Consider the following 26,191-nt stretch of genomic DNA (forward strand, 5'->3'; position numbering starts at 1 on the left):
GAATCGAACGATCTTTTATAGAGTTCCGTGCTGGATCAGGTTCATAAATTCCTCACGTGTCTTGGCCTGATTGAATGCTCCTGTAAAATCAGAAGTCGTAGTAATGGAGTTTTGTTTTTCTACTCCACGCATCTGCATACACATATGCTTGGCTTCTATAACCACCATTACCCCTAACGGATTAAGTGTCTGCTGAATACATTCTTTGATCTGCAAGGTCATTCGCTCCTGCACTTGCAAGCGATGAGAGAAGATGTCGACTACCCGAGCGATTTTACTCAATCCGGTAATATAGCCATTGGGAATATAAGCTACATGCGCTTTGCCGTAGAATGGCAACATATGATGTTCACAAAGAGAAAAGAAATCGATATCCTTCACAATAACCATTTGGCTGTACTCTTCCTTGAATTTAGCGGAAAGCAATACTTCGTGGGGATTCATGTGATAGCCTTTTGTCAAACTCAACATGGCTTTAGCGACCCGTTCCGGAGTTTTCAACAAGCCTTCGCGTTCCACATCCTCACCAAGCAATCCAATAATACTACGATAGTGACTTTTCAACTCCTCTAAGTTGGGAGATATAATTTCTTCTTTTTCTAGCATGACAAATTTATAAAGGAATATTGATCTGGTCCTTCACGATAGAGACCTCCTTAAATACACCGGTAGCTTTCAATTTGCGCATCATTGAATCAGCTTCCTCAATACTGCGAAAATCACCTACACGGCAAAGCCAACGAGGTGGGTTAAACGAAGTATAGATCGATAACTCCGGAAAGAAACCCTTGATACGTGACGCAGTCTGGTAAGCCTCTGATTTTGCTTCCCGGGTATTATTACCGGCATAAGCTTGTATTCTGAACCCTGAAGTTTTAATTACTTTCTGTTCACCGGCCACCGTGCGCTCAGTACCTATTAAAGCTTCGACACCGGGTTCCTGGTGAATGGTCACCTTTCCTTGTCCCGGCACATTACGTTCCAGACTCTTAACGATATTCTGTGCCTGCACAGTGATACCAGCAAAGGCAAACAGGACCAAAAGTAAACTTAACTTTTTCATTCAATTTTTATTTAGGGATAAGCACGGATAGGGATTCTATGGATTCCCCATCCGTGCTTAAAATAGTCAATTATGCGTTGAACGCATCGATAATACCTTTGAAGTCTGCAACCGCCAAAGCAGCACCACCGATCAATCCGCCGTCAACATCCGGATTAGCGAACAGTTCTTTTGCGTTAGAGGGTTTACAGCTACCACCATATAGAATAGATGTGTTATCTGCGATCTCTTGACCGAATTTACCAGCTACCAATGAGCGGATGAAAGCGTGTATTTCTTGTGCTTGTTCAGGACTTGCTGTTTTACCAGTACCAATAGCCCAAACAGGTTCATAAGCCAATACGATTTTAGAGAAGTCTTCAGCTGACAAAGAGAATACAGATTCCATTTGTGTAGCAACTACTTCATTTTGCTTATTAGCTTCGCGTTCTTCCAATACTTCACCAATACAGAAGATCGGAGTCAATCCGTTTGCCAAAGCCAATTTTACTTTCTCTCTCAAGATTTCAACAGTCTCACCGTAGTAAGCACGACGTTCTGAGTGACCCAGAATTACATATTTAGCACCTGTAGAAGCAACCATAGAAGCTGACACTTCACCGGTATAAGCACCTGATACTTTATCAGCACAGTTTTCCGCACCTACGCCAATCTTAGCAGCATCTACTAAAGGAGTAACAGAAGCCAGATGAATAAACGGAGTACAGATGACAACATCACAGTTTGGTTTCTCAGCAGCCAAAGCTTGATTTAATTCTTTAGCCAGTGCAATACCCTCCTGAAGGGTTGTGTTCATCTTCCAGTTTCCTGCAACAATGTTTTTTCTCATTTTGTTCTTTTTTTATTTTAAAGGGTTAATAAAATTACATCCTCTTAATCTTCTTTTTCTTCCTCTCGCGGTCCGGAGTCACCTAGTTTCTTCAGCCCCGCCTTTCTCCTATCCGAACGCCGAACAATCAACACATCGACACTTAGCACCAGAAGAAGGGGAACAATAAACCACAAGAACACATAGCCAATGGTACGTGCATCACTTACCGGTTTTTGCTTTCCTAGATCCAGTTTGTCCAGCTTATCGGTCAACACATACTCATCAGGTATATTCTCATCACTCCACTTATTCAGTATCGTACCATTCTTAATCAGCATCAATCCCGGATTCGAGCGAACCATAGTCTTCAATGCTATATCGTCCATCTGGCAAAATGGATATTCCGCTCCAGTTTTATCTTTCCACAGTTCGATTTGCTCCTCCGGTGAAGAAGTAAGACAATAAAACTTATACTTATGTTCTACTGAGTAGTCATAAATTTCATTAATCAAATCAATATTACTATCATCAGCCTCTTCAATGCGATGAGCAACCAATAGAAATGTGTAACCAACATCTGTCAGCACATCCTCGGTCAGGTCTTCACCGGTTGTCACACTTATCATCGAAAAGTCGTGAATGGGTGGTTCGTATCCTTTTTCCTTTAAGCTTGTTTTCGTATCAATAAACGTCCATGTGCTGTCCGGGTAGTTCTCAAGTGTAAACTCCTGCTTCTGCCCGTTCTTCTCAAGTATAAAGATACTTTCGTACACACTTGGTTTGGCACCTTCGGGAATCGTCATGCCCTTTAGTATATTCTGTCCAATCTTATAAGGACGAAAATCTAAAAGAGGCAAACTATAATAACAGTAGAACGCCAAAGCAAACACATACAAGAATGTGTACAGAGATACCACCCATTGCATCTTCTCGGTTATAAACCGACACAGAAGCGCTTTTCTCCGAAACACCAGAATCGCTGCTGCCAGTAAGATTACATTTTTGCCAAAGGTTTCCCAATTGGTCAATACCCAGCATCGCCAAAGCATCCGCAATCGGAAACCGGATCGAATAATGCCAGATATAAGGTGAGTGGTGTCATTACGGCCATTAACAGCAATGCGAATAAAGACGAAAGTTGCTTTTTGACACCGAAGAATAAGAAGATACCGATCGAGAATTCAATAGCTGACAATACGATACCTCCCAGCAAAGGGAAAAAAGAGGGGAACCAAGATATCATACCAAAAGCGGTCAGATAGTCTTGTATTTTATACTGCGACCCTAACGGATCGATAGCTTTTACAAAACCGGAAAAGATAAATGCCGCCGCCAAAAGAAAGCGGCAAGCATTCACTAATATCTTTTGAATAATATGTAGATTCTTATCCTTCAAACTCTAGCTTTATCAATCCGAATACAGAATAATTGATCATATCCATATAGTTGGCATCAATCCCCTCAGACACTAAGGTATCACCTGCCAGACTTTCAATCTGCTTGGTGCGATAGATCTTCATCAAGATCAAATCGGTGTAAGAACTGATACGCATGCTACGCCATGCTTCATCATAATCATGATTTTTAGCGATCATCAAGTCTAAAGCTTCTTTCGCATATTTATCATACAGCGCCAAAGCTTCTTCATTGGTAAGATCGGCAGATTCCGCATATCCTAACTCCAATTGGATTAGCCCTACAATGCCATAATTAACGATGGCGATAAACTCGGAACGAATTCCCTCATCAACCATAGTTACTCCTTTGGTTTCGATGCTACGAATCCGGTTGGCTTTGATAAAGATCTGATCGGTTACAGAAGCCGGACGCAAGATACGCCATGCAGGACCATAATCGTGCAGCTTTTTTGAAAAGAGATCACGGCATAAACCGATAACATGCTCAAATTGTTGATTGGTATCTTTCATTTTCTTGCAAATTGTGCACAAAGGTAACAATAATTAAGAGAAAAGAGAAAGAGGGCACTCTAAATTATATTAAAGTGCCCTCTTTGATAAATATTGTTTTTTCGCTTATGAACAGCGTAATACTTGACCAATACGTAAGGTTGTAGTTGGCTTAATACGGTTCAATTTGCACAGCGTACTAACTGATACGCCACGTATTTTGGCAATACGGGATAAAGTATCTCCGTTCTTAACCTTGTGGTAGCGAATTGCAGCACTTTCGGCTACATTCGAATCATGAGAGCCTGCGCGGTTGCGCTCTACGCCTCTTGTTTTACGGAATGTATACGTATCGGCTACGATATCTTGTTTCGGGAAGTCGAACATATAAGCCGGGTTGATCGCAATTCCTAAGAAACGTGTTTCAAAGTGCAAGTGCGAACCGGTAGAACGACCGGTATTACCACCCAGACCTATAATTTCTCCCGCTTTAACCAATTGATTTTCTTCTACTATTTGTTTGGACAAGTGACCATAAACAGTTTCCAGACCATTGTCATGACGAATAACGATATACTTACCGTATCCTCTACGTTCATATTTCACGATCCGGACTTTACCGTCAAATGCAGCAACGATGGTATCACCAATGTTGACCTTGATGTCCAATCCATTATGCATTCTTCTCCAACGTGGGCCGAAAGGGGACGTAATACGTGTGTTTGGAGTCGGCATATGGAAACCGGTCAAATCAATTGCATAACTTTCAGGAACAATTGCATCTTTCCCGTAAGCATGTACATACTGATTATTCCAGTTTGGATAAAGCTTAAAGCCGGATACTCTGCCTGTTCTGCGCGAATTTGCTTCTGCAGGGCAAGAGAATCTACCGTTTTTAACTTTTTGTCTATTGGTGCCTGTCGGGCAATTAAGTCCTGTGAGAAGGAACTTAAACTAATCATAGTAGCTACGGCTACAAGTCCTGTTTTAATAATACAATTGAAATTCATTCGTTTCGTCAATTCATTATTAATATTCGTCGGTTGCATACAAGTAATCAAATGCCACTTGCTTGTAGGCGAACATTTCTTCTGGTTTAAAAAATCTCGTTAATTCTACAGCTGCATTCTCGGGTGAATCGGATGTATGAATAATGTTCTCTTGAACACTCATACTATAATCTCCTCGAATTGTTCCCGGTGCAGCCAAGCGCCCGTTGGTAGGTCCCGCCAATGTACGGACTGTTTGTACAGCATCTACACCTTCAATACAGCAAGCAATAACCGGTGCTGCCATCATGGAATCTTTCACCCGTTGAAAGAAAGGCTTGTTGATAAGGTGTGCATAGTGTTCATCTAATAAGTGGTCTGTCAATTGCATCATTTTCATTCCGGCCAACCGGAGCCCTTTACGCTCAAAGCGATGAGTGACCTCACCGACTAATCCTCGTTGTAGAGCAGATGGTTTTAAAATGACCAGAGTTCTTTCAATCATAAAGGCAAATTTCAACTAGTTAAACTACACTTTTACTAAAAAATTCTCCCAAAGATAGTGTTTTTCAATCAAACACCAAATCTTTCATTAACTATTTTTCAGACCATTAGCTGATTATCAAGGATAAAATACCGCCCCAAAGCACTCTGAATAAAGGATATATAGCCAAACATGTTTTGCAACACATCTTTGTAAAAAAAACGTATGTTTAACCGTTTTTTAGCTTATAGCAGCCCAGTTAACATTCGTTTTTCGCAAAGATTTCAGCTGTTTCCACAAAATCTCGTTCTCCGGGCTCTGTGCAGCGGGATCATGTTCTACAATCTTTTCGGCAATCGCCCGGACGTATTGCAAAAGTTGCCCGTCACGGGTTATATCGGCTATCTTCAAATCAAAAGCAATGCCGCTTTGCTGCGTTCCTTCCAGATCACCGGGGCCACGTAGTTTAAGATCCGCTTCCGCTATTTCGAATCCATCGTTGGTGCGCACCATTATTTCGAGCCGCTTGCGGGTCTCGTCAGTCAGTTTATAATTCGTGACTAGGATGCAATACGACTGATCCGCCCCACGCCCAACACGCCCACGCAACTGATGCAGTTGCGAAAGTCCGAAGCGTTCGGCATTCTCGATAATCATCACGGAAGCATTGGGGACGTTCACCCCTACTTCAATTACGGTAGTGGCAACCATGATCTGGGCATCTCCGGAAACGAAGAGCTGCATCTGGGCATCCTTTTCAGCTGCCTTCATTTTTCCGTGCACCTTAACAACCTTACATTCCGGAAATTCCTCACAGGTATGCTGATAGCCCTCTTCTAAGTTCTTTAGGTCTATCTTTTCGCTCTCTTTTATTAAGGGGTATACAATATATACCTGCCTACCCTCTTTTAGTTGCTTGTGTACCGAACGATAGAGGCTCTCCCGCCGGTTATCGAACTGATGGATCGTTTCAATCGGTTTGCGTCCGGGAGGAAGTTCATCGATAACCGAGACATCCAAATCGCCGTATAAGGTCATGGCCAATGTACGGGGAATGGGAGTAGCAGTCATGACAAGCATATGGGGAGGTTGCGCGTTCTTGACCCACAGTCGGGCACGTTGGGCAACTCCAAACCGGTGCTGTTCATCAATCACCACGAATCCCAATGAAGAGAAGGTAACTGTATCTTCTATCACCGCATGGGTACCTATCAAGATATCCACATCACCGGCTAACAATCCCGCCAAAATAGCTTCGCGTTTTTTCCCTTTGATGGAACCGGTTAGCAGTTCAACCCGGATATCCATGCCCCAGAGAAGTTCTTTGATCGTTTCTAAATGCTGGTTAGCCAATATTTCGGTGGGAGCCATCATACACGCCTGGTAGCCATTATCTAAGGCGATCAACATACTCATGAGGGCAACCAGTGTTTTACCACTTCCTACGTCGCCCTGCAACAAACGGTTCATCTGCCTACACTGCCAACGTCATTGCGTATCTCTTTCAACACTCGTTTCTGAGCGCCTGTCAATTCAAAAGGTAGGTTGCGGGAGTAGAAATTATTGAACACGTCTCCTACTTTCTCAAAAATATATCCTCGATATCGGCGTTGACGATCTTTGGCATATCGCAAAATATTGAGTTGGAGATAGAAAAGTTCTTCGAATTTCAAACGGTATTGGGCTCGCCGCAGAATGTCAGGATTGGCGGGGAAGTGAATGTTGCGCAATGCTTCCGTGAGTGGCATCAAATGATGTTCGGACAAGACTTTAGGCGAAAGAGTTTCGGGCAGGGGATCTTGAATTTGCTCAACAACCGACGCCATCATTTTCTCAATAGCATGCGAATTGAGAAGCTGCGCTTCATCTTCTCCGTCGTATTATAATAGGGTTGCAAACCCATCGAAGAGAGTTTAAGGTCGGCCGGGGAATCAATATCGGGGTGGGCTACGTTGATACGCCCATTGAAAACGGAGGGCTTGCCAAAGATGACATATTCTTCATGCAATTTATATTTCCCCAGAATGTATTTTACACCCTGAAACCAGATCAAATCAATAACTCCGCTCCCATCGGTGAAATGGGCTATCAACCTGCGTTGTCGTCCTTCGCCAATGGTTTCAAAACCGATAATGGTTCCTTTCAGCTGGATATACGGCATGTTTCCATCTATTTCACGAATGGAATAGATGTGGCTCCGGTCTACATATTTGTACGGGAAATAATAGATGAGATCATGTAGTGAGAATATTTCCAGTTCTTTATTCAGTACAGACGCCTTTTGAGGGCCTACACCGGAGATATATTTTATGTCACGTGTCTTTAAATCGAACATTCAAGTAAGGCTTCGCCTATTTTCAAATCAAACGGAGTGGTAATCTTTATATTTTCACGATTGCCTTCTGTCAAATAGACCGAAGTCCCCCAGGCTTCTACTACAGAAGCATCGTCTGTAAAAAGGGATGTATAGGGTTGCGAATAGGCTTGTTTCAGCAATTCGGCATCAAATACCTGAGGTGTTTGCACGAGCTTGTATGCGTTGCGGTCGACAGTCCGGCTTCCTGCTGTGGTGACTTCACGCACGGTTTCGACAACATCCACCACGGGAATAACCGCATGATGTATAGCCGCTAACTCATAACATCTGCGGATGACCGACGAAGATACAAAGGGGCGTACGCCATCATGCACACCGACCAAACCGGGAGTGGTGACCAAAGCCAATCCATTCTGTACGGAATGAAACCGTGTATCTCCACCATCTGCCAATTCATGCTCAATGTGAAAATGATGTTCTTCACAGAGTTGAGTCCAAAAGCCTTGCTGTTCGGAGGGGAGAACCAGAATCAATTTCAACGAACTGTCGTAGGCACGAAATGCTTCGAGGGTACGCATCAACACAGGCTTGCCTCCGATGGGAAGAAATTGTTTCGGGAGATCGGCTCCCATACGCAGCCCTTTGCCACCGGCTACAATTAGAGCATAATGCACCATTGCCTAGAGTTTAACGCACATGGCTTCCGCCAACTCGTCTGCTTTCTCTTTGCCAACCAGCATTTCTACGGCCAAAAGAGCAAATTCCAACGAGGCGCCCGGTCCTTTACCCGTTACAATATTTCCGTCGCGCACGGCTTGTGCATCCACAAGTTCAGCTCCTTCGAGGTATTGTTCAAAACCCGGGTAACAGGTTGCTTTTTTCCCTTTGAGGATTCCAAGTTTACCGAGTACCATGGGAGCAGCACAAATAGCTGCGATGGGTTTCTGCTTCGCTGCAAAATCTAAAAGTAATCTACGAAGCCCTTCGTGTTTGTCCAATGTGCCAGCACCGGGCATTCCTCCGGGGAGCAGCAACAGTCCGGCATCAAAGAAGTCGCAATTCTCGTAATTCACATCACAGAGCAAAGATACATCGTGTGCACCTACTACAATTTCATCCGGGGTAACCGATACAATTTGTACCTTCAACCCGGCACGTCGCAACGTGTCAACAGCTGTCAAAGCTTCGATTTCTTCAAAACCATCCGCCAAAAAAGTATACACAGTTCCCATAATCTTTTATTATAAATTGATATTATTATCTTAATTTGAAATAGTAAGTTATTGTACCGGTTTGGTTGTTTACACCATCCACGGTATTAAACAAGGCTCGCTTCGCAGCATCTTCTGCCGCCTTTCGCAAAGCGGAATTGACCGTATTGGTCTGCGGATTGATGCTGGTGGCAATTACTCCACCGTTTGGATTGACGGTTATGTTGACCACCACTCGCCCTTCTTCCTGCACATTATAGGCAGGCCGCGGTAAGCTCCCGGTACCTAAAGAACGCCCACCAAGATTAAATGTTCCGTAACCTCCTACTCCGGATTTCAGTCCGGTAGATGAATTTCCATCTTTGCTACCTTCCACACCTGTTCCGGATTCGGACGTACCTCTGTTTCCACCTAGTTGAGTTCCCTTTCCGAACGAATTGGCTACTCTTTTGGTAGTAGCTTCAGCAGCTTCTTTCCGCTCACGTTCGGCTCGCTCTTCGGCTAACTTACGCGTTTCGGCTAGCTTTTCAGCTTCGGTTTTTTCGGTCTTTTTTATATTCTCTTTGGGCTTTTCTACCTCTTTGGGCTTCAATACGACAGTTTCCTCCTCGGTCTGCGTGATCATATCTTGTTCAGTTGGCTCTTCGGGGATCGACTCAACCTCCGGTTCTTCAGCCAAAATGTCTACATCGACCAAAGAGGGGTCATCGAAACCGCTTGCTTGGTCCACATTGCCTAACATAACAGGCACACCGCCCGCACTATCATCAGGTAGCCGAGCCGCAAAACTTACCAGAATCAAAAGAGCAAACAGAGCCACATGCACTAACAATGCACCCAGCACTCCAATATATTCACCCTTCTTTCTGTTGTCCATACTAATTTATTTACGCGTTTCGGGCGGACGTGTAGCCAGCACCATTTTAAAATGATTCTCGTTCGCGATATTCAGAATTCTGACTATTTCACGATAGGGTACCGACTCATCAGCATAAAGCGCAACATACATTTCCGGTTCTTTGGTTGCACAGTTTTGCAAGAAGGGTGTTAGCTCTTCCAAAGCCAACATCTGCTCTTTCTCGTTACCAAAAGCGGCATAGTAGTTCAAGTCTTTATCGATAACCACGCGAGTCAACGGTTTAGCCGAAGTTTGTTGTTTTCCCTGTGGAAGCAATACCTTGATGGCATTGGGTGACACAGCGGTGGAGGTTATCATAAAGAATATCAGCAGCAGAAATATGACGTCGGTCATCGAAGCCATACTAAAATCCGGTGATACTTTTGCTCTTCTTTTTAATGCCATATCTTTTTATTTCTGAGCGGGTTCGTTTAGTAAATCCATAAATTCCATGGTCCGGGATTCCATTTTGTTCACCACTCTGTCCACCAGCATAACCAAGTAGTTATAAGCAAACATGGCGATGATACCTACAATCAGACCTCCCACGGTGGTGATCATGCTTCATAAATACCACCGGAAAGCAATGTTATATCGATATTGCCACTTCCGGCATTAGCCATTTCGTAGAATGCGCGCACCATACCTGTCACTGTTCCAAGAAAACCGAGCATCGGTGCACCTCCGGAGATGGTTGCCATGACGATCAGGCCTTTTTCGAGTCGGGCTACTTCAATGTTACCCACGTTCTCGATAGCTGCCTGTACATCGTTGATCGGCCTTCCTAACCGACTGATGCCTTTTTCAACCATGCGCGCAGCAGGTGTGTTGACTGTACGGCAATAATTCAATGCGGCCTTTATTTCACCCGTATGGATATAGTCTTTGATCTTGTCCATAAACATCGGATCATCTTTTCCGGCTTTGCGGATTACATAGTTCCGTTCGAACAGGATGTAGAAGCAGACAACGGAGAGGACACCCAGCACAATCATGATCCAACCGCCTTTGACGGCCATATCAAACATATTCATTTCCGGAGCGGTCACTTCGGTCAATACGGGATTGGCTGTTGCCAGGGAATCGGTCAGGCTGATGGCTCCCTGAGCCAGTAACATCATTGCATTCATTAGCGGAGGCAGTTTTTATATTCCTGAATGGTACGTTCCAACCCGAGGTACAAAGCATCGCTTATCAATGCGTGTCCGATGGAAACTTCATCCAGCCAGGGAATGTTTTTATACATATAGTTCAAATTCACGAGGCTCAGGTCATGTCCGGCATTTAACCCCAGACCGAGTTTGCGCGCTGCTTTGGCAGCTTCTACGAAAGGGGCGATAGCGGCTTCCGGACTCTTCGGATAGGCCGTTGCGTAGGGTTCGGTATAAAGTTCTACACGATCGGCACCGGCTTTAGCGGCATATTCTACCATCTCGACATCAGCGGCCACGAACACGGATGTACGAATGCCGGCTGTATTAAATCCATCGAGTACTTCGGACAGAAATTCCAAATTCGCTTTCGTGTCCCACCCACAATTGGAGGTAATCTGCGAAGGATCATCGGGCACTAGCGTCACTTGATGCGGTTTAACTTTAAGCACCAGATCAATAAAATCGGGCGAAGGATAGCTTCAATATTAAATTCAGTTTGCAGTAATGGACGAAGATTGTAAACATCTTCCCGGCGAATATGCCGTTCATCGGGACGAGGATGGACGGTGATGCCATCTGCGCCGAAACTCTCGCAATCAAGGGCTACCTTTACGACATTAGGTACATCTCCTCCCCGCGCATTTCTGAGCGTAGCAATCTTGTTTATGTTTACACTTAATTTAGTCATAGTTTTATGTAATATTTGCTGCAAAAATACGAATATTATTAGAAGCCGCCTAATAATACGAGGGGCAATCTACGCTCTTTTTGGGTTATTTAAAGCATAAATTCTAGGATTTTAGCTTTATAGACACAATTATTGTCAATAAATGAAAGAGTGGCCGGGGATCAATCAAAATTGCGATCTGTTTCTATCATCAGGCGATTTAATGAGTAAAATCGACCGTTCAATTTGATTGAGTACACCGGTCAACTTGGCTAAGTACATCGGTGTTGTTGGTCAAGTACACCCGTTAACTTGGGCAAGTACACCGATCAATTTGGCCAAATACACCCGTTGACTTGGGCAAATACACCGGTCAATTTGATCAAGCACACCGCTCCAGGGAAAGCCCCCACCGCCCTACTCCACCATACGAACCTATTAATCAAAGTATTATGCAAGGAAACGATTTCTTTTTAGAAAGAGAACTAGTCCGCATTTAACTAACAATTTGTTCTGTTTTTTTTGGACCATATGTTAGACCATATGTTGACCTATCTCAAACGCCCTACCAGAGCGGGTTTGAGAGATATGTTAAAATGGGTTTGGACCATATGTTGGACCACGATATATATATGTAAAGTAATTATGTATTAAAATACATACTATCATTTTGCTTGTTTTTGGAGATTTGAAGGAAAGATTTTTCATTATTGCTCCGGATAAGCACGATAATCGTAAATTAGTCGATATTAGAAAAGCACCCTGCCCCGTGTGTTAGGATACTGCATCTGATCCGCATAAAGCTCCTTGCTGAATTATTTATGAGTGATTGAATAAAAAAACAGTTTTTCATTTTGGCATACGGCGAATTTATAGTACATTTACAAAGTATAAACAGACAAAATGAGACAAGAAATACAGCTTAATAGATCTACGACAAAACGCAACACATTGGGTTCGTTTTTAATACCGACAAACAAAGTCGCTAAAGAAACAAGATTAGACGGTTTTTCTCAAACGACTAGCTAGCGAATCAGCATAGCCTATCCTAGAAAAATATTTTTATACGATTTCTCTCACTATTACAAGAGTTTTCATATCTTTGGATTGCAGTTAATCTGCTAAACCTATGACACATGAAACACAAACGCTATTTCCTACTGATCTTACTCATGCACTTTTTCTTATTCGCACAGGCAAATGAGTACATTTATAAACACATAACATCGGCCAACGGATTACCTCAAAACTATGTGCGCTCCATTATCCAAGACTCAAGGGGCTTGATATGGTTCACTACTTTCGATGGGATTGTACGATATGATGGATATTCTTTCAAAACGTATCGCCGATATGATAACGGTTTAGATACCGGATTAATGTTATACGTCACAGAAAGTAGTGACGGGGATTTATGGATCGGCACAGAAACAGGGATTTACCGTTATGACATAGACACCGATCTATTTACACGCATTTCCTCCTATCTACCGGAAGATGCAGGTATACAAAGAGTTATTCTCAAAATCAAACCAATAGGGAATGATCAACTCTGGGTATACACCGGAAAAGGAGGCATTTACCAGATTAAGATCCTTAACAAAAAAAAGAATCAGTACCAATTAAAGCAATATTTGGACTCTGAATATTACTTCCCGAATATATGCGTCCCTTTTAATGGACATTATCTAACTGTGGCAGGAGGCAAAGTATATACTTTCAACAAATCTCTCAATACATTCCAACGATTTCAGAAAGACATCCTCGAGGATATAAATCAAATATTTATTTACAAGAAGCAATTATATCTTCTTAAAGGAGGATTAGCTTACCTCTATAACGAAAAGACATCGAGCCTTTTTCAGCTGACAAATCACCCGGCCCGCGAGTTGTTTATATCTTCTGACAATCAACTTTGGCTCTCTTGTTTCGACGGATTATATCGAACCTCACTGAAAGGACTAAGTTCCGAACGAAAACTGAAAACCGTATTCAGTGGTAATCCTTGGACGACTTCATTTACCGAAGATAGTTTCGGCAATACATGGATTGGGACTTACCGGGACGGAGCATTCTGCTTCCATAAAAGTCAAACGCCATTTCAACAAAACCTATCTAGTAAAAACATCGAATGCATGGCAGAAGATTATTCGGGTAATTATTGGATAGGCAGCCTGAACGGTGAAGTATGCGTACTCGATTCTACCCAGAAACGAATCATAGCGCAAACAACTCTGCAAAATGATATGATACATACAATCTGTAGACAAGACGCTTCAGACAAAGTATGGATAGGAACTCTGTATGGGCTTTATGAAGCTTGGATCGGAAAGAATAAGCAAATCATACAACAACAGATTCCAGGAATACGTGTACCTTCGATCCGAAATATTGTGCAAGATTCCTGTTTCTTATGGATTGCAACCTACAATGACGGTTTAACTCTTTATAATCGCTCCACAAAACAAAGTGTTGCAGCCTATAAAACGGACTCTAAGACATTCCCGCTTCCTTCAAACATCATACGTACAATCTTAAAAGATAAAGAAAACAACTTATGGATCGGGACAGCAGAGGGACTGATAGTATTAAACAACCAAGATCGCTTCAAAAGCACCCCCTCGCGTCGGAAATTCAAACTGGCAACTTATCATGACCATCTCCTGCCTCGGGATAATATTGTCCACATTCAAGAAGCAAGAAATGGGGATATATGGATCGGGACTTTAGACAATGGCCTCTACCATTTAAAACGAGATCCATCTACAGGCGAATGGAACTATCAATGGCTCAATGTTCAAAAAGGACTTTCCAACAATTGCATCAAAAGTATCACAGAAGATAGCAATAGCTTCATTTGGGTAGCTACCAATAAGGGATTAAACAAGATCGACCCGCAAACACAGTCTATCAAAATCTACCAGCTAAATGACGGACTGGCAAACAATGAGTTCTGCGAAAGATCCTACATAAAGAAGAGCAATGGCACTCTATGCTTCGGAGGCATTAATGGCATAACTTCATTTACTCCTACTGTTTTCACAGAAGACACAATTCTGCCCAAAGTATCTTTCATCAACCTGTCCGTAAATAACAAAAGTCTGAAAGTCGGAGAAAAAGTGAATGGACAAATTCCATTAAAGCGTACAATCCTCAACACGAACAAGCTTATCTTATCCCACCGGAATAACAACTTTTCTTTAGACTTCGTAGGATTGTGCTTCACGTCTACAGATAAAATTATTTATAAGTACAAATTAGACGGTTTTGACAAAGAATGGATCACCTGTGAGCAAGGTAATCGCTCAGCAAAGTACACCAATATCCCTTCTGGTACTTATGTTTTTTTAGTAAAAGCTTCTTGTGATGGAGAGACGTGGTCGGAGCCGCAGAAAATGGAGATTCAAGTTCTGCAACCACTCCTTCTTCGATGGTATTTCATAATACTATATATAATCATAAGTATATTCATTGGATATATGTTTATCCGGAATTTTAAGATTCGCGAAAAAAGGAAGTATGAACTCTTCCTTGCAAAGAAAGAGAAGAAACAGATACGCGAATTATCAGAGATGAAGATGAATTTCTTTATGAACCTGTCCCATGAGTTTCGTACCCCATTAACCTTAATCATATCTCCGCTGCAAAAGTTGCTTTCTACACCGAATATAACAAAAGATGAATTACATCGTCATCTCATGAATATCCAGCACAACAGTTCCATATTGCTCCGGTTAATTAACCAGATACTCAAAGTATCCAAGCAGGATAAAGGAAAACTGGATATCGAACTCAGAGAAAGTGACATTGTCGATTTCTGTAGAAACAGTTTCTCACAATTTCTCCAACTAGCTCATGACAAGCAAATCCAGTTTGCCTTTAACACCAATGCCCCCCACCTTCTCCTATTATTCGACATTTATAAAATGGAAGAAATTCTGTACAACCTTCTTTCTAATGCTATCAAACACACACCTGACGGAGGTTCTATCAATATGGAAATCATAGCACAAGAAGAAGGGGTCTCGATTCATATTGCCGATTCCGGCATAGGAATGACCGAAGAGGTGAAGCAACATATCTTCGAACGTTTCTATTCCGAATCGGGGATTGGTATCGGCCTTTCATTAACCAAGGGCTTGGTAGAACTTCACAAAGGTACTATCCAATTCAAGAGTAAAGAAGGAGAAGGAACCGTTTTTCAAGTATTTATTCCATTTCAAAATAAGAGTAACGCTGTAGAACCTTCCACAACAAACGAGACTTCCGGCCTACAATACTTCCCACCTCCTCCTTCACCAATAGATCCGATGTCAGAGAGCAGCGACGAAGAATTAGAAGACAAGCCGCTCTTGTTAATTGTCGATGATAACAAAGGAATCGTCCAGATGTTAGATGAGCTGTTTCGTCCTTATTATAATATATCAGCTGCATTCAATGGTAAAGATGCTTTCGACATCTGTCTGTCTGAGATGCCTTCAATTGTCATTTCAGACATCATCATGCCGGAAATGAGTGGCATCGAACTTTGCTCCGCCATCAAATCCACGAAAGAGACCTCACACATTCCGGTTGTGCTGTTAACTGCCAAAACATCGAAAGAGGCACAACAAGAAGGATTGTCAGTCTATGCGGATGCGTATTGCAGCAAGCCTTTTGACAATGACATTCTAATCTCTACGGTGCATTCGATATTGGGTAACCGACGAATGATGGCACAAAAATTCAGAAGTAATCTCATGTCCGAAGACGACCCTACTACCATTTTCCCGGAGCAGGCTGACAGAGAATTTATTCAGAAGATTATAGCAATAGTAGAAGAAAATATAGATAATGAAGAACTGAGTGTTTCACGACTCTGCCGTACCATTGGAATGAGCCAACTGACACTGAATAAAAAGATAAAACAACTTACCAACCAGACAACAAATGCTTTTATTCGAAGCATCCGGTTGAAAGTCGCATCACAAATGATATTATCACAAAAGTATACAATATCCGAAGTAACCTATGCGGTAGGTTTTAGTGATCTACGTTATTTCAGAGAATGTTTCAAAAAAGAATTTGGCGTATTACCATCCGATTATAAGAAATAGCTGTCTTATATAAAAAGGTAGGTTATAATAAAGGGGAGAAAATCAATAAAAGACCGTTTTTCTCCCCTTTATTATAATTTACCCCCTCTCAAATACAAATTACTCCCCCCTGACTTCCTTTAATAATATTTTTCTTTGCAGAAAGACACCGATTGTAAAACCTTAATCAAGAGAAAGGAGGATGCCTAAACAAAAAGACCAACAAATCGCACAATGAATCTTAATTTAGTATTGTGATTAACTTTAACAAAAACACATGAAACAACATTTATTTCACACCAAACTTATCTGGTTATGTCTTTTTACCCTGTTAAACGGAATATCTATTCAAACCTATGCCGCAGAAGACAACCAGCAATCTCCCAAAAAACGCACCGTTACAGGCACAATCACTTCCGAAGGAGACAATATGCCCATCATCGGAGCCAATGTATGGCTTAAGAACAGTTCTACCGGGGCCATTACTAACCTAGATGGCAAATATTCTATTACGATCGACAATTCTGTTGTGGGAGGCGTACTCGTGTTTTCATATATAGGTATGAGTACCCAGGAAATCGCGATCGAAAACCAAAATGTAATCAACGTTACCCTCAAATATGAAACTGAAAAAATCGATGAGGTCGTTGTTATTGGGTATGGACATCAGAAGAAAGCCAGTGTTATCGGTTCGATCTCGACGATCGATATGGCTGGTGTTAAAGTACCGGGATCTTCTATTTCAAGTGTATTAGCCGGGCAACTAGCGGGCGTAGTAGCATGAGCCGTACCGGAGAACCGGGAAAAGCCAGTGCTGCCGACTTTTATATCCGAGGTGTTTCTTCCTTTACCGGAAGTAATACTCCACTGGTATTGGTTGACGGAATCGAACGCGACTTAGACTTAGTAGATGTAGAAGATATCGCTTCTTTCTCTATCTTAAAAGACGCGTCGGCCTCTGCCGTTTATGGAGTACGAGGTGCCAACGGTGTAATCTTGATTACCACCAAGAAAGGAACAGAAGGCAAACCTCTCATCACCGCCAGAGTAGAAGCAGGATTTACACAACCGACCAAAATGCCTAAGTTTGCTAACTCCGCACAATGGCAGAGTTATATAACGAAATGAAAGGCTACGAATATTATACCCCCACGCAACTAGATTACTTCCGAAACGGAACAGACACCGACCTATATCCTGATGTTGACTGGATGAAAGAACTTTATAAAGATATGGCCTCGAATCAACGAGTAAATCTGAATGTTTCAGGTGGAGGAGACATCTGCAAATATTTTGTATCAGGTTCGCTATATAATGAAGGATCGATCTTCCGGAATGCAGGAAAACAATACGACTATAACACATCTCTTCGCTACAATAAATATAGTTTTCGCGCCAACATGGATTTCACGATAACGAAGTCCACTGTACTGAATGTAAATCTGGCCAATATCTATGAAAAATTCTATGGGCCAGGTGCAGACAAAGGTACCATATGGTCAAGGGCTTTCGAAACGTCTCCCGGTATTTACCCTAAACAGTATTCTGATGGAACACTCTCGTATCCAAGTATTCAGGGAGGTGAAAACCCCTGGAACTTACTAGTACATTCCGGATACGGTGAACAGTTTTGGAACTCAGCTCAAGCGCTTATCGGTATCAATCAGGACTTAGGCGATTTAGTAACCAAGGGGTTAACAGCCTCCATCAAGTTTTCTTGGGATGCCATTAATAGTAATACCATAGTTCGTGCCAAAACGCCGAATCAATATTATGCCAAAGGGCGTGACGAAGACGGGAATCTTATCTTCGGCAGTCCCATTGTGACTGGTACAGATGAACTAGGACTCGACGAGAGTGGAAGCGGCTCTATTACAACCTATCTGGAAGGAAGCCTTAACTACAATCGCCTGTTTGCAGAAAAACATCGTATAGGTGCCATGCTTTTATACAACCACAAGATTACAAATAAAAAGCTAACTTATAGTAAAACGCTCTCATTACCCTATAAATACCAGGGAATAGCCGGGCGCGTGACTTATGCGTTTAAAGATACCTATTTTGCCGAGTTCAACATGGGATACAATGGATCGGAGAACTTTGCCAAAGGGCATCGATTCGGTTTTTTCCCAGCTTATGCCATCGGATGGATGATATCTAATGAAAAGTTCTGGGACCCGATCCGTCCTGTAATCAATGAACTAAAACTAAAAGGATCTTATGGAACAGTTGGTAATGATGCAATTGGTGGCGACCGTTGGATCTATCAATCTACAATTAGTACAAACAACGGATGGAATTATGGTGAAAATGGAGCTGAAGGAGGAGGTGGAATCCAAGTTGGTAACGTCGAAAATGTAGTTGTCAGTTGGGAAAAAGCCTATAAAACAAACCTTGGCTTTGAAATGAAGCTGTTCGATCGAATTCGGTTACAAGCTGATTACTTCCATGAAAAACGTGAAGGAGTATTTATCAACCGTCAGGGACTTCCCGTTATTGTAGGCTTAACAACAAAGCCAAAAACGAATATCGGAGCATCTGTCAATCGAGGTGTGGACGCTACGCTCGAATACGAAGAAAAGATAGGGGAAGTATTCTTAACCGGTCGGACAAACTTTACATTTAATCGCAACAAGCTATTAAACAATGATGAAGTAGAAAAGCTCTATAAATACCAGAATAGTATCGGAAAGACATTCGGTACAGGAGGAAGTCACACTTTCGGACTTATAGCTGAAGGATTGTTCCAAAGCCAAGAAGAAATAGATAATGCTCCTGAACAGAATTTTGGTACCTACCGTGTAGGCGACGTCAGATACAAAGATGTCAATGGTGACGGCGTAGTTGATACATACGATAAGGTAGCCTTGGGATACACCGACCTCCCGGAGATAACGTATGGTTTCGGCCTGACAGCCAATGGAAGTGTTGGGATATCAATGCTTTCTTCCAAGGGATTGCCCACAGCACCTTTTATGTGGGTGGTACCGCGATGCGTCCTTTCTCTACAGGAAATATAAACCAGAGCGGTATTAATGAAGATATTTACAACCATGTATGGAAATCAACCAATACGCTGGAACAAAACAAAGCCGCCTATTATCCCAGACTAAGCGAAGCTGGTGGAGAAGGTTCTACCAACAACAACCAAACTTCCACGCTTACGATGCGCAACGGTCGCTTCTTGCGCCTGAAGAATTTTGAGATCGGATACTCTATCCCCAAATCCATCCTTGAGAAGACGTTTATCAAGTCTACTCGATTCTATCTTTCCGGAAGCAATTTAATAACCTTTAGTAAATTCAAATTATGGGATCCTGAAACCGGAAGTTCAGACGGTGGTATCTATCCGCCACTACGAGTTTTTACAATTGGATTGAATGCTAAATTCTAATATAATCATGAAACAATATATGAAAAAAATAACAAAATACTATTCGTCTCTGTTTGTGTGTGTATTGATGCTTTCACAAACAAGCTGTGACTCTTTCCTAGATAGGCAAGCAGACGAATCCCTGACCTTAGACAAAGTGTGGGAAACCCGCTCGGATTCACGTAAATACTGGCTAACTACCATGAGTTTTTTACCGGATGACGTCAATGATTTCCAATATACACCGTGGAGTGGAGCTGCCGAAGAAGTGACAGTGTCGCAAAGAAGCCGTGAATACCATATAATGACTTCCGGGGCATGGAACCCGTCTGATGTGCCTTACGAACGTATGAGTACCTATTACCGAGGTATACGTGAATGTAATATCTTTCTGGCAAACATTGATCGCTGTACCGACCCACTGCTTACGAACGATGAAAAGGAACAATGGAAAGTACAAACCCGTTTTGCACGTACGTATTACTATTTCTTAATGATGCGAACCTACGGGCCGGTGTTCCTCCTTCATGACGAACTGTTGGACTTCACCAAAAGTGCAGCCGAACTGGAACGCCCACGCAACACCTGGGACGAATGCGTAGACTATGTCGTAGGCGAATTGAACTCCTTGATCGACAATCCGTATATGAAGTCTGCCTGGACATCCAGTACCGAAAAAGGATTGGCAACTAAAGGTGCCTGTCAAGCTATTATTTCTCGTCTGACTCTTTATTCAGCACGTGATTTATTTAATGGGAATACCATGTATGCTTCGGTTAAGAACCCAGACGGAACTAATCTATTTCCACAAAACTATGATGCCAATAAATGGAAAACAGCAGCAGATGCCGCCTATAAAATAATCGACGGAAATCTTTATAAGCTATATCATTCCGGAGATGACAATCCATACGATAACTATTATGGAATCACACAAGAAAAATGGAATAGTGAACTCATCTGGACCACCGGTTCCAAAGGACGCTTCATAATGGGGGCACACACATGTCCGACTTCCGTTGCGGGAAGTTCTTCCTGGGGAGTAGTTGGTGTTACACAACAACAAGTGGATGCTTATCCAATGGCTAAAACCGGACGGTTCCCCATCACCGGTTATGAATCGGATGGTGCTCCGATTATTGATCCGGAGTCTGGCTACGCTATCGATGAAATGACTTATACAGATATCACTTATCCTGCATGGGGAGGAGCTAACTCCTACAAGCTGAATACGGTAAAGATGTGTACTGAAAGAGACCCTCGGTTCTACATTACAGTTTTCTTTAGCGGTAGTAAATGGCATCACGGAAATGAGATGACTCTTACCTCTTTTGCACACGGTGCCAATGGGTATACCTCAGATGCCCGCCCTAAATCAGGTTTTATGCTGAATCGTTTCTACGATCATACCGCCAACTCAGCAAACGGACAATGGGGAGATATGACTTTCCCAACTTTCCGCCTCGGAGAAGTCTATTTAAATTTCATAGAAGCAGTACTAGAGTGTAAAATCAGAGGTGTAAATATCCCCGGAAACTACACCGCCAAAGCGATGGAGATATGGAAAGAACTCAGAGCACGCGTCAATTTACCTGCGATCACTGAATCCTATCCTCAAGCAGACGATAAAGCACTACTCGACTTATGTCGGAAAGAACGCCGTGTAGAATTAGCGTTCGAGAATCATCGCTTCTTTGATACACGTACGTGGAAAATTGCTGAAGAATGTGACGGTGGTAAGATGTGGGGTATGAATGTCGAAACGATGGGAAGTGGTGATGTTACTCCGGATAGTTTCTGGGTAAGAACCGCATTCGAAAAGCGCGTATTCAAGAAACAGCATTATTTGTATCCGTTCACGCAGACAGAGATTAGTCTGAATAAACAATTGACTCAAAATTATGCATGGTAACGCCATAATCTAGAAAAATAAAGCTATATGAAAAACAAGATATTTAAAGCAATCGCCTTATGCCTTGCACTGTTGCCCTTTGGTGCCTGCAATGACGGGTGCGAGGATTACCTGGACGAATATGAGTCCATCCTCTATTTCAAAAACAACGGTGAACAACATGTAACCATTTACGACACCAGCAATGAAGCCAACAGCGAGTTTGTTGTTATCAGAGCCGGATACAATTCGAAGAAAAATTCATCGGTAGATGTTTCAGTCCTGGACGCAGTCAATTTGCAAATTTATAATGCAGAGAATGACATGGATTACAATTTGTTGCCGGACGACTGCTTCACACTGGAAACAACAACTCTGGAGTTTGATAGTTCGGACGACCATAAAATGGTGAAGGTTATTTTTAAGATCGACAAAATCAAAGAATTGAGTAGTGCCAATTACACCTTACCACTGGTGCTAAACAACTCGAATGATGACATCAATATCAACAAAAGACTAATCTTCATTGTACCGGACATTGTTACGCCTTATCTCTACTTTGAGAAATCCGGTTACCAACTATAAGGTGGAAGAAGGAGGAGTTATGTCATTTGATATTACAATCCCTATTGGCATGCCAATGGCAAATGCCTGGGACTTTGACTGTAGCTTGGAAGTAAATCCGGAATTACTAACAGAGTACAATGAAAGCAATCAGGCGGATTTTCTATTATTACCTGAAAACTGCTATACGTTAATCCCAAAAGCCTCATTCATCTCAGGCAAAAGCACAAGTAATGCTACGATTAAGATCAATATCGCCGATGACCTGAAATTTGGAAAATACATTCTTCCAGTGGAACTGACTGAATGTAGTATGCCTACATTCACAATTAAGGAAGATGCAAATAGTTACCTGGCAGCCATTATATATCAAAAACATATCGAGGAGACAGAACTGAAAGAGATCAAGTTGACAGAAGATATGATTTCCAGCAATGCCAGAACGGAAGACTTCGAGTCTCTGGAGGCCCGTACGCAACTAATCAATGTCATTGATGGCGACATTAACACCTCGTTCCATTCTTACTGGGCATTCCACGGATTCCCAAGTGATTTCTCCGAACTACCATACATAGAGGTTAAACTACCTCGCGTATATAGCGGATTCAAGTTCAGTTATGTAACTAGAACTCAGGCCAACGGTTCAAACAACGGTAATGGGAACCCACAAGAGCTTAATATTTATACAAGCGAAGATGGAGTGAACTTCACACTGTTGAATACATTAAGCGATGATCTGCCATTATCGGAGATGGGAGCAACTTATGAATCCGGTATGATGTTACCGATCTCAGGCCTATTCAGATATCTGCGTATTGAATCAACTCATGCCAAGGAAGCAGGCTTAAATGCCATGGCTATAGCAGAGTTAAATCTATGGGTTGCTGAATAAGTAAATGAAACACCAAGAAAATTAGAAAAACATGAATAAAAAAGAAATACAAAGAATAAAAGCCTTACTATTCGTCCTACTTATATTTAGCATTCCCGCGTTCTGCGGGTGTGCTGACGAAGATCAAAACAGCTCCGTCCCCAAACTGGAAATAGAAGAAGAATATCTGGTTCAGGATTTCGATAGCAAAAAGTATGACATCCAGATTCCGGTAAACACCAATCTATCAAGAGATGAATGGCGTGTTACCTCTTCCGAACCAGACTGGTGTATGGCAGCTAAAGTCATTGATGAGCACATGATACGTCTATACGTACTGTCCAGTGAAGAGCCAGACGTAAGAGAAGCAACGGTAAAAGTTGCATCATCAGTCAACGAATATACGATTACGGTCCGTCAATTGGGATATGGCCCGGCTATTTTAGTTACGCCTCTTTCTCCAACAACTCTCGCTGCCGAAGGAGGGGAAGTGAAGCTGAGAATTACGACCAACATTGACTATCAGGTGAATATTCAGGAAAATTGCGAGTGGCTAACCGAAACAACGCCTCCCACTACACGTGCAATGACTAGCAAAGAACGCACCTTCCATTTAGATAACTACACAATGTTTGGCGAGACACGTACCTCTACGATCTACTTCGAAAGTGAGAAATATCAAGAGGCAACAGCCGAATGTGTTATCTCGCAAAAACCCGTAGACCCGACTACCGGGGACATCGAGGTGGGAGGAGATAGCATGTTCAAGCCGACCGGTGGAACTGCCAATCAGTATCAAGCCGGTATGGGAATAGAGAAGTGTTGGGACGGACTTGGAGGGGACGATATCTATCATAGTCCCTGGAGCGGAGATGGAACGAAATTCCCTGTTATCCTCGAATTTGACTTCGATGGTACACATACACTTGAGTACTTTATCTATACGCCGCGAAGTAGGGGGATGGCCAATGGGGAATGTTTGACCTCTATTGTGCAACACAAGACACACCCGAGTATACCAAGGTTGGCTCATTTGATTTCAAGAACTCAACTTCACCAAGCAAACTTGCAATGGACAATCCGGTAGCGAAAGTTACCAAACTGAAAGTTGTTGTTAATACCGCGAAGAACAATTTTGTGAATTGTGAAGAGATTGAATTCTATGAAGCAAAGACAGGCCTGACCGAACAAGAAAAGTTGCTATTGAATGTATTTACAGATCTTAGTTGTAGCGAAGTACGTCCGGATGCAACGCTTCAGCAGATTCAAGCATTGCCGGGTTATTTTATTAATGTAGCCATGCAGCTGAAAAATGGCACCTATGACCCTTGGGAGAAAAAGTTCCGTATTCAGGAATACAATCCATACAGTACGCCCGCTCTTTGGGGAGAGCAACTGTATATGAAGACCTATACAGATCTCGACAATCCTACCGGAATTTATGTAAATGCCGGTGACGAATTGATCGTTATGGTAGGTGATACGTATAAAAACAACATCAGCCTGCAAACCATCCAATCGGCTGATTTAAGTGGCGACCAGTATAGACTGCAAGAAGGTACCAATAAACTTCAGATACGGAATGACGGTATGCTGTTCGTGATGTATAATACGGACCTGACTTCAGCAACTGCCAAGGCAATCAAGGTTCATATCCCATTGACCTCCGGAAAAGTAAGCGGTTACTTTGATCTGGAAAGGGATAAAACGGATGCAATCTATGCGGAACTTCTCCAGAAAGCGACCTATGAATATTTCCTGGTGAAAGGAAACGAGATCCTCCTAAACTTACACCGCTCTAAATTATTACAATGGCAGCCAACCGAGATTGTGGAATACATTACCATGTTTGACCATTTTGTGAACTGGCAATATGACCTACTAGGTTTAGAGAACATTCGCCCGCAGTTATTTAATAATCACGTGAACGCTTCTTCGGTTAACGATGACAGTTACATGTGGGCAAGCAACGGACAGATAGGATTCGGGATCAATGCACTCGATGAATTTATGCCTACCGAAAAGCTATACAGAGAAAGACGCTGTTGGGGGCCGGCTCATGAGATCGGACATCTTCATCAAGGAGCTATTGCCTGGACAGGATGTTTTGAATCGTCCAACAATCTCTTCTCCAACTATGTACTCTACAAAATAGGCAAGGAATGTTCGAACGGCGATCCGCTCAGTGTATTGGCAGATAGAAGACTTAATAACCGCCCCTTCTGTAATTTCCTTGGAGATCCTAAAAAAGAAGACACTGAAATCCATATGCGTATGTACTGGCAGTTATGGCTTTATTTCCACCGATGCGGCGTCAAAACGGATTTTTATCCGGAATTATTTAAGAAGTTGCGCAACAATAGAAACCTGAATAACATGGCTGTAGGTGAGCGTCAGATGCAATTTGTAAAATACGCCAGCGACATTGCTCAAAAAGATCTAGCTGACTTCTTTGAAGCATGGGGATTTATGACACCTGTAGATGAGACTATTGATCAGTATGGAAAGAGCCGTTACACCGTTACAGATGCGATGATTACGGAAACGAAAGCTTATACGGCTAAATATGCTACCCCACAACCTTTCTATTATATAGAAGATCGGAAAGATGGAGATCCCGGTTTGGAAAGTATGGGACTAACAGGAAAAATTGGAGATGTGGGTCACTACACCCAATTTAAAGATAATCAGAAGATTACCAAAACCCCGACTTACAGTGCTAGTGGACAGCAAGTAACCATAATCAACGGTAATGAAGCAGTAGCCTTCGAAATTTGGAAAGACGGAGAGCGTAAATACTTCTCCAACTTTGTGAAGTTCACTTTACCGGAGAAACTCCCAATCGGGCAATGTACGATCAAAGCCGTACAAGCAGACGGCAAACTGATAACTGTTGAACGCTCTAAATAAGTGGAA

The 26,191-nt window shown here is 42.4% G+C and carries 15 protein-coding genes and 6 pseudogenes; 7 read left to right on the forward strand and 14 right to left on the reverse strand.

Annotation, left to right across the window (positions count from 1 at the left end; all coding sequences use genetic code 11):
- Window positions 1-15 precede the first annotated feature (15 nt).
- From folE to JCM10512_RS01410, 14 genes and pseudogenes are all read right to left on the reverse strand, one after another.
- Window positions 16-606, reverse strand: coding sequence for a GTP cyclohydrolase I FolE (gene folE, locus JCM10512_RS01345; RefSeq protein WP_044159712.1), 591 nt, complete (start codon window positions 604-606; stop codon window positions 16-18).
- A gap of 7 nt (window positions 607-613) precedes the next feature.
- Complete coding sequence (locus tag JCM10512_RS01350; RefSeq protein WP_044159714.1) at window positions 614-1,063, reverse strand: SPOR domain-containing protein; 450 nt, start codon at window positions 1,061-1,063, stop codon at window positions 614-616.
- Between the two features lie 70 nt (window positions 1,064-1,133).
- Window positions 1,134-1,892, reverse strand: coding sequence for a triose-phosphate isomerase (gene tpiA, locus JCM10512_RS01355; RefSeq protein WP_044159715.1), 759 nt, complete (start codon window positions 1,890-1,892; stop codon window positions 1,134-1,136).
- Window positions 1,893-1,936: 44 nt separating this feature from the next.
- A pseudogene (locus JCM10512_RS01360) lies at window positions 1,937-3,270 on the reverse strand (BT_3928 family protein).
- Complete coding sequence (locus JCM10512_RS01365) at window positions 3,260-3,802, reverse strand: DUF1599 domain-containing protein (protein ID WP_044159717.1); 543 nt, start codon at window positions 3,800-3,802, stop codon at window positions 3,260-3,262. The pseudogene JCM10512_RS01360 and the gene JCM10512_RS01365 overlap by 11 nt, the downstream one beginning before the upstream one ends.
- Before the next feature lie 105 nt (window positions 3,803-3,907).
- Window positions 3,908-4,791: pseudogene (locus JCM10512_RS01370) on the reverse strand (peptidoglycan DD-metalloendopeptidase family protein).
- Between the two features lie 19 nt (window positions 4,792-4,810).
- Entirely contained in the window at window positions 4,811-5,275 is a 465-nt protein-coding gene (gene ndk / locus JCM10512_RS01375; protein WP_044159719.1) for a nucleoside-diphosphate kinase, read from the reverse strand.
- A gap of 219 nt (window positions 5,276-5,494) precedes the next feature.
- Window positions 5,495-7,589: pseudogene (gene recG / locus JCM10512_RS01380) on the reverse strand (ATP-dependent DNA helicase RecG).
- On the reverse strand, window positions 7,577-8,248 hold the full coding sequence (locus JCM10512_RS01385) for a 2-C-methyl-D-erythritol 4-phosphate cytidylyltransferase (protein ID WP_044159720.1): 672 nt from the start codon (window positions 8,246-8,248) through the stop codon (window positions 7,577-7,579). Before JCM10512_RS01385 ends, recG begins: the two are co-directional and overlap by 13 nt.
- Before the next feature lie 3 nt (window positions 8,249-8,251).
- Window positions 8,252-8,803 (reverse strand): DJ-1 family glyoxalase III, encoded by a 552-nt coding sequence (locus JCM10512_RS01390; RefSeq protein ID WP_044159722.1) that lies wholly within the window; start codon window positions 8,801-8,803, stop codon window positions 8,252-8,254.
- Window positions 8,804-8,828: 25 nt separating this feature from the next.
- Window positions 8,829-9,659: a cell envelope integrity protein TolA gene (gene tolA / locus JCM10512_RS01395; RefSeq protein ID WP_044159724.1), complete on the reverse strand. Its 831-nt coding sequence runs from the start codon at window positions 9,657-9,659 to the stop codon at window positions 8,829-8,831.
- 6 nt (window positions 9,660-9,665) lie between these two features.
- Complete coding sequence (locus tag JCM10512_RS01400; RefSeq protein ID WP_044159726.1) at window positions 9,666-10,085, reverse strand: ExbD/TolR family protein; 420 nt, start codon at window positions 10,083-10,085, stop codon at window positions 9,666-9,668.
- A 6-nt stretch (window positions 10,086-10,091) separates the two neighbouring features.
- Window positions 10,092-10,810 (reverse strand): annotated as a pseudogene (locus JCM10512_RS01405) (MotA/TolQ/ExbB proton channel family protein).
- Window positions 10,810-11,522: pseudogene (locus tag JCM10512_RS01410) on the reverse strand (pyridoxine 5'-phosphate synthase). Before JCM10512_RS01410 ends, JCM10512_RS01405 begins: the two co-directional pseudogenes overlap by 1 nt.
- Window positions 11,523-12,637: 1,115 nt before the next feature.
- On the opposite strand from JCM10512_RS01410, the gene JCM10512_RS01415 reads away from it, so the two are divergent.
- The 7 genes and pseudogenes from JCM10512_RS01415 (at window position 12,638) to JCM10512_RS23275 (ending at window position 26,185) form a co-directional block, all read left to right on the forward strand.
- Entirely contained in the window at window positions 12,638-16,597 is a 3,960-nt protein-coding gene (locus JCM10512_RS01415) for a two-component regulator propeller domain-containing protein (RefSeq protein ID WP_044159728.1), read from the forward strand.
- A gap of 256 nt (window positions 16,598-16,853) precedes the next feature.
- A pseudogene (locus JCM10512_RS01420) lies at window positions 16,854-19,970 on the forward strand (SusC/RagA family TonB-linked outer membrane protein).
- Between the two features lie 19 nt (window positions 19,971-19,989).
- Complete coding sequence (locus JCM10512_RS01425) at window positions 19,990-21,861, forward strand: RagB/SusD family nutrient uptake outer membrane protein (RefSeq protein WP_044159730.1); 1,872 nt, start codon at window positions 19,990-19,992, stop codon at window positions 21,859-21,861.
- Between the two features lie 27 nt (window positions 21,862-21,888).
- The gene (locus JCM10512_RS23260; protein WP_244436810.1) at window positions 21,889-22,425 is read left to right on the forward strand and encodes a DUF1735 domain-containing protein; all 537 of its coding nucleotides are present in this window, start codon (window positions 21,889-21,891) and stop codon (window positions 22,423-22,425) included.
- Window positions 22,400-23,296 carry a DUF1735 domain-containing protein gene (locus JCM10512_RS23265; protein WP_244436811.1) on the forward strand — a complete coding sequence of 299 codons (897 nt, stop codon included), beginning with the start codon at window positions 22,400-22,402 and terminating at the stop codon, window positions 23,294-23,296. Before JCM10512_RS23260 ends, JCM10512_RS23265 begins: the two co-directional genes overlap by 26 nt.
- 31 nt (window positions 23,297-23,327) lie before the next feature.
- A complete protein-coding gene (locus tag JCM10512_RS23270) occupies window positions 23,328-24,362 on the forward strand; it encodes a BACON domain-containing protein (RefSeq protein WP_244436812.1) in 1,035 nt (344 codons plus the stop codon).
- Window positions 24,347-26,185, forward strand: a complete 1,839-nt coding sequence (locus JCM10512_RS23275; RefSeq protein WP_244436813.1) for a M60 family metallopeptidase — start codon at window positions 24,347-24,349, stop codon at window positions 26,183-26,185. The genes JCM10512_RS23270 and JCM10512_RS23275 overlap by 16 nt, the downstream gene beginning before the upstream one ends.
- The last annotated feature ends 6 nt before the right edge of the window (window positions 26,186-26,191 follow it).

It is taken from the genome of Bacteroides reticulotermitis JCM 10512 (assembly GCF_000517545.1).
In the GTDB taxonomy this organism is placed as follows: domain Bacteria; phylum Bacteroidota; class Bacteroidia; order Bacteroidales; family Bacteroidaceae; genus Bacteroides; species Bacteroides reticulotermitis.